The organism is Mesorhizobium silamurunense (assembly GCF_014843905.1).
In the GTDB taxonomy this organism is placed as follows: domain Bacteria; phylum Pseudomonadota; class Alphaproteobacteria; order Rhizobiales; family Rhizobiaceae; genus Mesorhizobium; species Mesorhizobium silamurunense.
This window is the reverse complement of record NZ_LPVS01000047.1, coordinates 23,756-35,011: the sequence shown is the minus strand read 5'-3', so window position 1 is coordinate 35,011 and position 11,256 is coordinate 23,756. Positions and strand designations below refer to the sequence as shown.

The following is an 11,256-nucleotide window of genomic DNA, read 5'->3' as shown; positions in this document are numbered from 1 at the left end:
ACGCTCTTTAGCTTCGGCTAAGCGAGCGCCTTGTGATTAAAAATGTGGCAGCGCGAAGCAGCTGCCATTATTTTGCCGCAAGGCTGACATTTCACCTTTTATCTCAAACCGTTAGGTGATCACGTCAGATTTCGCACCGTCGTCATCTTTTGTTCGCTAAGTGGGAACGGAAGCGATAGACGGGCATTGTTTTGCGACGCGTTAACCGGTACGTGTCAAAAATGCTGCGGTGCACAATTCCGGAATTGAACACAAACAAGAGTTTGGCGGAGTAGCTGAAGTGTCACTTCTGCAAATCTACTGGCGAGCACTGGGTTATCTGGCGGCTGACAAGAAGCGCGTTGCGCTGATCTGCGGCGCCAACGTGGCGCTCGCCATGGTCGCAATCGTCGAGCCGATCCTGTTCGGCCGGGTGATCGATGCCATCTCGAACCACGGTTCGGTTTTCGGCACGCTCGCTATCTGGGCCGCGCTTGGCGTCTTCAACATTACCGCCTTTGTGCTGGTGGCGCGCGGCGCCGACCGCTTCGCCCATGCCCGCCGCTCGGAAGTGCTCTGCGAATCCTTCGAGCGCGTCATCACCATGCCGCTTGCCTGGCATCACCAGCGCGGCACCTCCAATTCGCTGCACACGCTGCTGCGCGCCGTCGAGACGCTGTTCAGCCTCTGGCTCGAATTCATGCGCCAGCACCTGTCGACAGCCGTCGCACTGGCGCTGCTGATCCCGACCGCGCTCTCCATGGACGTCCGCATGTCGATGGTGCTGATCGGGCTCGGCGCGCTCTATCTCGGCATCGGCCGGCTCGTCATGCGCCGCACCAAGGCGGGGCAGGCGGCTGTCGAGCGCCACTACCACACCGTGTTTGCCCATGTGACCGACTCCGTCAGCAACGTCGCCGTGCTGCAGAGCTACAACCGCATCGGCCATGAGACCGCGACGCTGAGGCGCTACGTCAAGAACCTGCTCGACGCGCAGAACCCTGTGCTAGACTGGTGGGCGATCGCCAATGCGCTGCACCGGCTGTCCTCGACCATCTCGATGATGATCGTTCTGTTGATCGGCGCCTATCTCGTCACCAACGGCCAGCTGCGCGTCGGCGACGTGATCGCCTTCACCGGCTTCGCCACGCTGCTGATCGCCCGCCTCGACCAGATGTCGGCCTTCGCCAACCAGATCTCCGAGGCACGCGCCAAGCTCGAGGACTTCTACCGTCTCGAGGACTCGGCCGCCGACGCTGCCGAGCCCGATGGCCTGCGCGAGCTCACCAACGTCACCGGCCATGTCCGGTTCGAGAATGTCAGCTTCGAGTTCGCCAACTCCGGCCACGGCATCGACGACGTGTCGTTCGAAGTGCCGGCCGGCAAGACGGTCGCCATCGTCGGCCCGACCGGCGCCGGCAAGACGACGCTCATCAACCTCTTGCAGCGCGTCTTCACGCCGGCCAGTGGCCGCATCCTGATCGACGGTATCGACACCCGCACGGTGACCCGCAAGTCCCTGCGCCATTCGATCGCCACCGTCTTCCAGGACGCCGGCCTGCTCAATCGCTCGATCGAGGACAACATCCGTGTCGGACGCGCCGACGCGAGCAATGACGAGATCCACGCCGCCGCGGACGCTGCCGCAGCGCAGGACTTCATCCTGTCGAAGAGCGGCGGCTACGACACCGTCGTCGGCGAGCGCGGCGGCCAGCTGTCGGGCGGCGAGCGCCAGCGCATCGCCATCGCCCGCGCCGTGCTGAAGGATGCACCGATCCTGGTGCTCGACGAGGCGACCAGCGCGCTCGACGTCGAGACCGAGGACCGGGTCAAGGAAGCGATCGACGAGCTGCGCCGCGACCGCACCACCTTCATCATCGCCCACCGCCTGACCACCGTGCGCGACGCCGATCTGGTGGTCTTCATGGACAAGGGCCAGGTGGTCGAATTCGGCGGCTTCACCGATCTGTCGCTGCGCAACGGCCGCTTCGCCAGCCTGCTGCGCGCCGGCGGCCTGCTCAACGACGAGGAAGTCCGCCGCCTCAGCCGCCCGGTGAACGAAGCGGCGTAAGGCGCCTGCGACACACCACTCGATTGCCGCAAATGCACAGCCGGTTTATGTAAGGCAGCATGAGCGACACCACCTCACGTCTCGCCGGCTGGACCGATCTCGCCAATCCGACACGCTTCGTCGGATTGGCCGACAGGGTCGTTCCATGGCTGGCGGCGATTGCCGCGGTCCTGCTCGCCGTCGGCCTCTACATGAGCTTCACCGCGCCGGAGGATTTCCAGCAGGGCATCACGGTGCGCATCATGTATATCCACGTGCCTTTCGCCTGGCTCGCCATGATGTGCTACACGATCATGGCGATCTCGGCGCTCGGCACGCTGGTGTGGCGCCATCCGCTGGCCGATGTGGCGCTGAAATCGGCCGCCCCGATCGGCGCCACCTTTACAGCACTTGCGCTGATCACGGGCTCCATTTGGGGCAAGCCGATGTGGGGCACCTGGTGGGTGTGGGACGCGCGGCTGACCTCGGTCTTCGTGCTCTTCCTGATGTATCTCGGCATCATCGCGCTGACGCGCGCGCTGGATGATGCCGGCCGCGCCGCCTGGGCCGCCGCCATCATCACCCTGGTCGGCTTCATCAACATTCCAATCATCAAATTCTCGGTCGACTGGTGGAACACGCTGCACCAGCCGGCCTCCGTCTTCCGGCTCGGCGGCCCGACGATCGATCCCTCGATGCTGTGGCCGCTCGCCGTCATGGCGCTCGGCTTCACCGTGCTGTTCTTCGCGCTGCACTTGATGGCGATACGCACGGAAATCTTCCGCCGCCGGGTGATTGCCATGCGTAGGGTGGCGGCAAGGCAGGCGGAGCGGCAGTAGCCGTCACCCCATCCGTCCGCGCGCCGCGACCGGCAGCGTTTCCAGCACCTTGTCGCCATCGATCAGATGCACCTGATCGAACAAGTTCGTCACCACGCAGCAATGGTCGGGCACGACGCGCACGCGCTCGCCGATGCGCAAGCCGGCGCCATCGGAAAGCGTGACGTTGCCGTGTTCTTCGCTCAAGTCGGTGACGCGGGCGCCGGGCATGCCGAGCAACTCGCCGAAATCGGGCAGCCCCAGCGTATCGGACGAAAGCGCCTTGCTGCCGCTGTCGAGAATGGCGCGGGTCGGCGTCGGATGGCTGACCACGGTGGCGAGCACCGTCAGCGCGCAATCGTCGAGTGTGCCGACGCCTTTGGCGACCTGGTAGCGGTCGAGATAGATGTAGGTGCCAGGCCGGTATTCGGTGACGACGCTGTCCTCGCCCGAACGCCACATGTCCGGCGTGCCGCCGCTGGAGATGCGTGCGCATTCAAGCCCGTCCGCGGCGAGCGTCTCGCGCGCGCTTCTGAGCCAAGCCTCGGCCTCAGCGGCGCGACCCGCGGCTGGATAGGTCATCAGCCCGCCGAAGGTGAGGCCCTTGGCCTGGTCGATCACTTTCGCCAGCGCAACCGCCTCGGCCGGACTCTGCACGCCGCAACGGCCCATGCCGGTGTCGCACTCGACCAATACGGACAGCGGGTGGCCGGTATCGGTGAAGGTCGCGGCAAGTCCTTCCAGCGTTTCATGGCTGTCCGCCGTCACCGAGAGCGTGACGCGGCCGTGCAGCGCCTTCAGCCGTTCTAGCTTGGCGCGGCCAAGGATGTTGTAAGGCAGAAAAATGTCGGTCAGCCCGGCATCGGCCATCACCTCGGCCTCGCCGATCTTCTGGCAGGTGATGCCGACGGCGCCGGCCGCGACCTGCTTCTTTGCCCAGTAAGGCAGCTTGTGCGTCTTGATGTGCGGCCTGAGCTTCAGCCCATGCGCGTCGGCATGCGCCTGCGCTTTTTCGATATTGGCTTCCGCGCGGGCGGCATCAATAAGGATCGCGGGCGTATCGAGGTCGTCTATGCTTGGCATGAAAATCACCGTTCAAAAGCATGTCTCCCGAAAGTGGGAACCGGTTTCGGGACAAAGACATGCGTAATCAAAAGATCGGTTGGGTTTATGGGCTCGATCCGGCCGGATGTCACGAGGCCAGAACCGCCAGTTTGCGTCGACAGCGGACCTGCATTGGGCTATGCGGAAGGGCAGATTTCAGCAGGCAGCGCCGGGAGGAACAGGATCATGAAACGCTCGACCATCAACGACATCATCCGCGACGCCGACGCCTTCATCCGCTCGTTCGGCTACATCATGCCGCCCTTCGCCTATTGGAGCCCGGAAGAGATGAAGGCGCACAAGGCGGACTCCTCGGCCATTTTCAGCTCGCGTCTCGGCTGGGATATCACCGATTACGGCCAGGAGAAGTTCGATGAGCTTGGCCTGTTCCTATTCACCGTCCGCAACGGCCGCTACGAGGACATGAAGCTCGGCATGGGCATGCTCTATGCCGAAAAAATCATGATCTCGCGCAAGGACCAGCTGTCGCCGATGCACCGACACAACATCAAGGCCGAGGACATCATCAACCGCGGCGGCGGCAAACTGGTGCTGGAACTGTTCATGCACGACCGCGATGGCGGCATCGATCCGAAGGCCGAAGTCTCGGTGCCGGTCGACGGCACCATCCACAGATTGCCAGCCGGCGGGCTGTTGAAGCTCGATCCAGGCCAGAGCGTCACGCTGCTGCCCGGCGTCTGGCACGCGTTCTGGGCCGAGGGCAAGGACGTGCTCATCGGCGAGGTCTCGACCGTCAATGACGACCTCACCGACAACGTCTTCCGCGAGCCGATCGGCCGCTTCTCCAATATCGAGGAGGATGTGGCGCCGGTGCACCTCTTGGTGTCGGATTACGAGAAGTGGGTGGGATAGGCGAGGGCCCCTGCGCTAGCTGGAAACGGGCCTGTGGCATCAGCGGGAGGTTGGGCTGCCGAGAGTCAGCCGGCGGACAATTGGCGTTCAATGATGAATAAACAAAGCGCCATCCAAAAGACGTTAAAGATGGCATATATCCTTTCGATGCTATCTGTATTTTTGGTTTCAACATTGGTTATTAACGGAATTGGCGGATGGATAGTTATATACGGAAAAAATAACTTTACAAATGATCATGTGATTAGAGGAATTTTTCTTTCCATAATGTCATTCGCCATGTTCTATGGATATAGAAGATACAACGAACATGAAAAAGGATTAAGAGAAAAATTTAATGAAAGCAAGGCATTGATAGTCCGATTTATGCAAATAATGGGCATTAGCTTAATATGCCTGTTTTTATTTCTGGTGTCGTAGTTTGTAGCAAGAAATGTGCGCCTATCGCGCGTACTTATCCGCCTTCCGGTTCCCGAGCAGCAGCTTGCGTTCCAGATGCGCGCGTAGCTCGCCGTAGTAGGCGGTGAGGAAGGCTTTTGAATCGACCGGGTCGATCTTGGCGCCGATCTTGCGCCCGATCGTTTCCGCCACCGCCTTCATCGCGAAATAGTCGTCACGGCGCAGCACCTCTTCCAGCTTGTGCAGTTCGGCGATCCCGTAGGCGTCGAGCTGCGCGGCGCTGAACTGGAAGCGGGCCGCGACCGGATCCTTGCGCAGCGACAGATCCTCGAGCAGCGCCACTTTCGGCGCCTCGACCACCCAGGTGCCGGCGAGCAGGTCGCCGATCCGCAACCGGTCGCGGTTGAAGAGCGGAAACAGCGAGAAGAGCAGCGCCCAAACCAGGCCGAAGATCGTCGACAGCGTGTCGGCGACGCCGGCGCCGCCGCGCGCGGCGAGGATCGACAGCGGCAGGAAAACCTCGATCTCGCGCATCAGGTTGCGCGCGATCACCTGGTCCAGAGTGAGACCGGCGCCGCTGCGCGAGGCGACCCGGACGCCAACCATGCGCTTGCCGGGCGTCGCCGCCCGCCGGCCTGCCTCGAAGGCGATGAAATAGACGTTGCGCAGCAGGAAGATGAAGATGATCCAGACGATGAAGAGCGGTTCCGCTTCCTGCGCGCCGAGCCCGCCCAGCCCGAAGATCGCGACAAGGCTGACCACGACCGCGGCGACGACGATGATCACCACGTCGAGCAGGAATCCGGAAGCCCGCGTGCCGGCATCCGCCAGCTTCACGCGCAGATCCACGCCCTCCGGCGTGATCAGTGGACGCACGAGCGCGGCCGGGTTCCTAGCCGTTGCCATGTCGCGTTACCCTGAACAGGTAGAAATAGCAGATCCACAGCGTCAGCATGCCGCCGCCGATGGAGTAGCGGGCGACGTCGCTGGTGATCGTCTGCCGGCCGATGCCTTCGAGCAGGCCGGCAAACAGCAGCATCACCAGCACGCCGACCATGGCGGTCGCCGCCACGCGTCCGGCTTGGGCTGCCGCGGCCATGCGGGTCAGCTCGCCCGGAAAGGCGATGCTGGTGCCGATGCGCATGCCGGCCGCACCCGCAATCGCGATCGCGAAGAGCTCCGTCGTGCCGTGGATCGACAGCCACCCGCCGAGTGCGAAGCCGAGCCCCTTGGCGGCATAGACCTGGAACAGCGCGCCCAGCATGCAGCCATTCATCAGGATGATCAGCACGCTCGGCACCGCGAAGGCGAAGCCGAGTGCGAAGGCCAGGATCGACACCTGTGTGTTGTGCGTGAAGAGATAGGCGGCGAACCCGGAGAGGAAATGGCCGCCGCCATCGCCGTAAAGCACGCTGCGCAACATCTCGGCCGAGGAATCGGGATTGCGCCCGCCGGCCAGGCTCGGCGCGATGATGGCGTCGTACCAGCGCTTGTCTGACGCGACCAGCCAGTAGCCAGCAATGGCGCCGATCACCGTGAGGGCGACCGACGTCCAGACTTCGCGCCAGAGGTCGCGGATCGCTGCCGGCCAATCGCGCAGGAAGAAGTCGCCGACGCGCGTTCTCAAGGAGCGCCGCGCGCCGTAGAGATAGAAATAGCCGCGCAGGCAGAGCGCTTCGAGATAGGCGATCAGCGCGCTGTCGAGCGAGGTCGCGCGCGCCACCGAGAGCGAGGACAGCGCCGAGCGATAGAGGAGGGGCAGCGACAGCAACTCGTCCTCCGACAGCGCGCGCGGCGCCCGCTTCTCGACGCGGCCAAGCAGCGCCTCGAACGCTCTCCAGTCGGCCTCTCGCTCCTGGCGGAAGCTTGCCAGCGACTGGCGGACCGCATCGGTGCCGGCGGGCAGCGTCATAAGAGGTTTTCCTCCTTGATCTGGATATAGCGCTCGACCAGCGCCGGGCCGAGCCGCTGGTGGTCGGCCTCGATGACATGTGCGCCGAGCAGCCTCAGCCTGCCGATCACCACTTGCCGCTGTTTCAGCAGGTCGCCGGCGGTCACCGCGCGGGCCACATCCTCCGGCGTCGCCGGCGCCATGTCGGCCAGCGTCTCCAGTTCGACGTCCTTCATCAGCATGAACAGCACCAGATGCCGCTCGGTCAGCCGGCCGACGGTGCGCAGCATCAGTGCGGCACTGATCGGGTCGACGAAATCGGTGAAGATGATGACCAGCGAGCGCCGATCGAGCTTCGCGGCAAGCGTCGTCAGCGCGAGCGTGAAATTGGTCTCCTCGGTCGAGTAATCGATCTCGGCCGCCCGCTTCTGGATCATGGTGAAGCTCGGCGAGCCGCGCACGGCGCCGCTGGAGACGCGCGGTCGGGCGTCGAAGGAGAACAGGCTGACGAGGTCGCCGCCCTTCAGCGCGATGAAGGCGGACAGAAGTGCCGCCGTCACCGCGCGGTCCACCTTCGGCACGCCGTCGACCGGCTCGCACATCAGGCGGCCGCTGTCGATGGCTAAAACGATGTTGTTGTTCTCTTCGATCCGGAACTCGCGCGCCAAAAGTTTCCCGTGGCGGGCGCTGCGCTTCCAGTCGATCATGCGCCGGCCCATGCCTGGCTGATAGTCCTTCAGCGCCTCGAACTCGCGTCCCTGGCCGGCCCGCTTCTGCGCATGGCCGTCGGCAAGTGCGGAGCGCTGCAGCAGCGTGATCGCCTCGTCGCGCGCACGGCTGACATCGGGCAGCACCGCTACCTTGCGGTCCACCGGCAGCACGACCTGGTTCCAGATCAGACCGAACGGCCCTTGCCAGCGCAGCCACAGCCGATCGAAGCTGGCGATGCCGCGCCGGACGGCGTCGAACTCGATGTCGAGCGTGCCGCCATTCGCGGGCAGCGCGCCGCCCGTGCCGTTGACCGGCGCCAGCCGCTGGTCGTGCCCGACGCGCGCCTGCAAGCGGCGCGTCCTTGCGCCGAGACCGGCCGCGACATGAAGCGTGAAACGCCCGCCGACGCCGACATGAGGCGGCGCGGTCAGCGTGGCGCTGAGCGAGGCGCGTCCGCGCCCGGCCGCCGCGTCGACCGCCAGGAAGGCGAGCAGCACGCAAATCCATAAGAGGCCGAGATACCAGACATGCGGCAGCGCGAGCGCGATCAGGAAGGCAGGAATCGCCCCCGCCGCTGCTGCCCAGACCGCTCTGCCGCTTGGATAGATCAACGCGGCGCTTCCGTCTGGTCGACGAGGTCGGAAACGATTTGCTCCACCAGACGTCCGTCGATCTGCGCCGCCGGTGAAAGGATGACGCGGTGGCGCAGCGCCGGCACGGCGAGCGCCTTGACGTCGTCGGGGATGACATAGTTGCGGCCGTCGAGCGCCGCCCGGGCGCGCGCGGCCCGCGCCAGCATGGCACCCGCGCGGGGACTGGCACCCACCTCCAGGTCCGGGCTCTCGCGCGTGCCGCGCACCAGCGCCGCGATATAGCCGACGACGTCGTCGACCAGCGTGACGTCGCCCACCGTGGCGAGCGCCGCCTCGAGTGTGGCGCGGCCGGTTCGCGCCTTGATGCCGTACTGCTCGATATTGTGCGAGTCCGAGCCGCCGCCGTGGTGGACGATGATGGCGCGCTCTTCCTGCGCGTCCGGATAGCTCACCCGGTGCTTGAACAGGAAACGATCGAGCTGTGCCTCAGGGAGTGGATAGACGCCCTGATGCTCGATCGGGTTCTGCGTCGCCACCACCATGAAGTTCTTGCCCAGCGAATGGGTGGTGCCGTCGAAGGTGACCGCGTGTTCCTGCATGGCTTCCAGAAGGGCTGCCTGCGTCTTCGGCGGTGTGCGGTTGATCTCGTCGGCCAGCAGGACGTCGCAGAAGATCGGGCCGCGCGTCAGCGTGAACTGCCCGGTCTGGAAATTGTAGATGTTGGCGCCGACGATGTCGCCGGGCATCAGGTCGGGCGTGAACTGGATACGCCCATAGGCTACGCCGAGCGCCTGCGCGAAGCAGCGCGCGGTCATGGTCTTGGCGGTGCCCGGCGGGCCTTCGAGCAATATGTGCCCGCCGGCGAACAGCGCCGTCAGCATCAGATCGATCGTGTCGCGTTGACCGGTGATCGCTTTCGCCACTTCTTCCCTGATCGCGCCTGCCAGGGCCTTCACTTCATCGACGTTCACCGAGCCTCCTTGCCGTCCAGTCATGCAGCTCTTCCGCTGCTTCATGCATTCCGGCCAATGTGTTGGAATCGTTTGCAGCCTTGAACCGCGTGGTGAAGCTTTGCGCTTCTTGTCTGTCGCGGGAATCCAGCCAACGGTCGAGCGCCTCGCCCTGCAGCCCATGCGGAGCGCCAAGCAATGCGGCGGCGCGCTGGCGCATCAGCGCCGCGTAGCGATTACCGAGGCCCTCGATCCGCCCGGCGCGCTTCAAGAGCATCGCCGTGGTGTCGACCAGCGCCCGCTTGCCGAAGGCGATGGCGCGCCCCTCTGCGCGAGGTGGGCCGAACCGGCCGAGGCCATGCAGGAAGGCAAGTGCGGCCGCTGTCAGCACCGACAGCGTCAGCGCCAGGAAGGGCGGCTCGACCAGGAGCTTGGCGAGATCGTAATTCTGGCCGATGCCGTGCAGTGTCAGGTCGAACATCACCGCGCCCTTGGCGGGCTCCAGCATGGCAATCATGTCGAGCGCCGCGGCCGCCTTTTGCGGATCCTTCAGCGCCGCGTTGTTGATGAGATCGGGATCGGTCAGGATGTAGAACGGCTCGTTGTCGAGCTCGGTAAGAACAGCCTTACGATCACCCGCTGCGATCAGCGGGTGAGCGTCGGCCACCCACTGCAGCTCGTCGGGCACGGCGATCTTGCGCCCTTCGACATCGATCTTATCGACCGGCGGCTTGCCTTCGCCGAGCTTCGCCTTGGCGAGGCGACCGAGCCAGTCGTTGACGACGGTATTTGGCAACCGCTCGACCTTCGTCTCCCAGCCTTCATGGCCCAGCAACGGCATGGTCTGCCATTTCGGCAGCACGAACAGCGTGTCCTTGCCCGAGCGCAGCTTGATGACGCGCTGAAGCGCCGCTGGGTCGCTTTCCGGCGCGATGGTGACGATCAACAGGAAGGTGGACGCCAGAGGGGATTCCAGATCCTTCTCGCCGCGCGCCATGGGCGGCGCCTGCCGGTTGGTGAGTTTCAGCCACTCGACAAGCCCGGCATAGCCGGTGCCGCCCTTGGAGAGCGGCGTGCCGCCGCCTTCGGGCTGGCGGAAATCCGGAGCGTAGGTCGAGAGGAGAAAGAATCCGGCGGCCGCCAGCAAGCTGGCAAAGATGCCCCAGAACAACGTCCTGCGGCTGAATGGTTCTTGCGTTGCCTCGGCTGCCTCCGCGCTCATGCCCAGGCATCCCGGAAGGCGAAGCGCTCATAAGCAGTGCGCGCCTGCTGCCAGCCCTCGGCGCCGACCGGACGGCGGGCAAACAGCGCTGCCTCCACGATGCGCGCGATCTCACTGAAGGCTGTGCGGGGGCGGGAAGGGATGGAACTCGCGGCGGCGATGTCGCGCGCGGTCAGCGAGGGGCGCAGGAAATCGGGCAGGCGGGTGGCGATGTCGGCGACGCTGCGGCGAAGCAGGAGATGCACCGCCTCGTCGTACTCGCCGCGCGCGGCGAGCGCATCGGCTTCGGAGAGCAGGATCTGCGCCGCACCGGCATCCGGGCGCCATTCTTCCTTCGTCTCGTCCTCCTTGCGCGCGCGCCGCCATGGCAGCCGCCAGGCGACACCCTTTGCTTCAAGAGCAAGCAGGAACACGATGATCGCGACGCCGATGATCACCGCGCCCCAGAACAGATAGATCATGTAAGGGCCGATCTTCGCCAGGGCTTCCAGCAAAGGCTTCAGCCACTCAGGCGGCTCCGGCCGCACCAGCCCCGGCAGGTCAAACTGGATAGAATCATCCGCCAGCAGCTGCTTGTGCATCCTGGCCAGCCATTCGGCATCGGCCGTGCCCGGCTGTGCGACTGTCACCCGCGCGTTCCCCCTGCAACCTGCGGTTCGGCGCCGA

At 64.7% G+C, this 11,256-nt stretch carries 11 protein-coding genes; 4 read left to right on the top strand and 7 right to left on the bottom strand.

Annotated features, from left to right (window positions below):
* The first annotated feature begins 280 nt into the window (after positions 1 to 280).
* Both AU465_RS13095 and AU465_RS13090 read left to right on the top strand, forming a co-directional pair.
* Positions 281 to 2,050: a glucan ABC transporter ATP-binding protein/ permease gene (locus tag AU465_RS13095; RefSeq protein ID WP_192247679.1), complete on the top strand. Its 1,770-nt coding sequence runs from the start codon at positions 281 to 283 to the stop codon at positions 2,048 to 2,050.
* A 59-nt stretch (positions 2,051 to 2,109) separates the two neighbouring features.
* A complete protein-coding gene (locus tag AU465_RS13090) occupies positions 2,110 to 2,868 on the top strand; it encodes a heme ABC transporter permease (RefSeq protein WP_192247676.1) in 759 nt (252 codons plus the stop codon).
* A 3-nt stretch (positions 2,869 to 2,871) separates the two neighbouring features.
* Here the strand turns inward: AU465_RS13090 and AU465_RS13085 are convergent, their stop codons facing one another.
* The gene (locus AU465_RS13085) at positions 2,872 to 3,930 is read right to left on the bottom strand and encodes a D-TA family PLP-dependent enzyme (protein ID WP_192247673.1); all 1,059 of its coding nucleotides are present in this window, start codon (positions 3,928 to 3,930) and stop codon (positions 2,872 to 2,874) included.
* Between the two features lie 207 nt (positions 3,931 to 4,137).
* On the opposite strand from AU465_RS13085, the gene AU465_RS13080 reads away from it, so the two are divergent.
* Positions 4,138 to 4,824, top strand: coding sequence for a D-lyxose/D-mannose family sugar isomerase (locus tag AU465_RS13080; protein ID WP_192247670.1), 687 nt, complete (start codon positions 4,138 to 4,140; stop codon positions 4,822 to 4,824).
* Between the two features lie 33 nt (positions 4,825 to 4,857).
* Entirely contained in the window at positions 4,858 to 5,244 is a 387-nt protein-coding gene (locus tag AU465_RS13075) for a hypothetical protein (protein WP_192247667.1), read from the top strand.
* 21 nt (positions 5,245 to 5,265) lie between these two features.
* Here the strand turns inward: AU465_RS13075 and AU465_RS13070 are convergent, their stop codons facing one another.
* The 6 genes from AU465_RS13070 to AU465_RS13045 are packed head-to-tail and all read right to left on the bottom strand — an operon-like array spanning position 5,266 to position 11,219.
* A complete protein-coding gene (locus tag AU465_RS13070) occupies positions 5,266 to 6,129 on the bottom strand; it encodes an RDD family protein (RefSeq protein ID WP_192247664.1) in 864 nt (287 codons plus the stop codon).
* Complete coding sequence (locus tag AU465_RS13065) at positions 6,116 to 7,135, bottom strand: stage II sporulation protein M (protein ID WP_192247661.1); 1,020 nt, start codon at positions 7,133 to 7,135, stop codon at positions 6,116 to 6,118. Before AU465_RS13065 ends, AU465_RS13070 begins: the two co-directional genes overlap by 14 nt.
* Positions 7,132 to 8,436, bottom strand: coding sequence for a DUF58 domain-containing protein (locus AU465_RS13060; protein WP_192247656.1), 1,305 nt, complete (start codon positions 8,434 to 8,436; stop codon positions 7,132 to 7,134). The genes AU465_RS13065 and AU465_RS13060 overlap by 4 nt, the downstream gene beginning before the upstream one ends.
* Positions 8,433 to 9,389, bottom strand: coding sequence for an AAA family ATPase (locus AU465_RS13055; protein ID WP_192247653.1), 957 nt, complete (start codon positions 9,387 to 9,389; stop codon positions 8,433 to 8,435). The genes AU465_RS13060 and AU465_RS13055 overlap by 4 nt, the downstream gene beginning before the upstream one ends.
* Positions 9,376 to 10,590, bottom strand: coding sequence for a DUF4350 domain-containing protein (locus tag AU465_RS13050; RefSeq protein WP_192247650.1), 1,215 nt, complete (start codon positions 10,588 to 10,590; stop codon positions 9,376 to 9,378). The genes AU465_RS13055 and AU465_RS13050 overlap by 14 nt, the downstream gene beginning before the upstream one ends.
* Positions 10,587 to 11,219: a DUF4129 domain-containing protein gene (locus AU465_RS13045; RefSeq protein ID WP_192247647.1), complete on the bottom strand. Its 633-nt coding sequence runs from the start codon at positions 11,217 to 11,219 to the stop codon at positions 10,587 to 10,589. Before AU465_RS13045 ends, AU465_RS13050 begins: the two co-directional genes overlap by 4 nt.
* Between the last annotated feature and the right edge of the window lie 37 nt (positions 11,220 to 11,256).

Coding starts and splice junctions, on each gene's coding strand:
- AU465_RS13090 (WP_192247676.1), top strand. CDS start 2,110: ATGAGCGACACCACCTCACGTCTCGCCGGCTGGACCGATCTCGCCAAT.
- AU465_RS13085 (WP_192247673.1), bottom strand. CDS start 3,930: ATGCCAAGCATAGACGACCTCGATACGCCCGCGATCCTTATTGATGCC.
- AU465_RS13080 (WP_192247670.1), top strand. CDS start 4,138: ATGAAACGCTCGACCATCAACGACATCATCCGCGACGCCGACGCCTTC.
- AU465_RS13070 (WP_192247664.1), bottom strand. CDS start 6,129: ATGGCAACGGCTAGGAACCCGGCCGCGCTCGTGCGTCCACTGATCACG.
- AU465_RS13065 (WP_192247661.1), bottom strand. CDS start 7,135: ATGACGCTGCCCGCCGGCACCGATGCGGTCCGCCAGTCGCTGGCAAGC.
- AU465_RS13050 (WP_192247650.1), bottom strand. CDS start 10,590: ATGAGCGCGGAGGCAGCCGAGGCAACGCAAGAACCATTCAGCCGCAGG.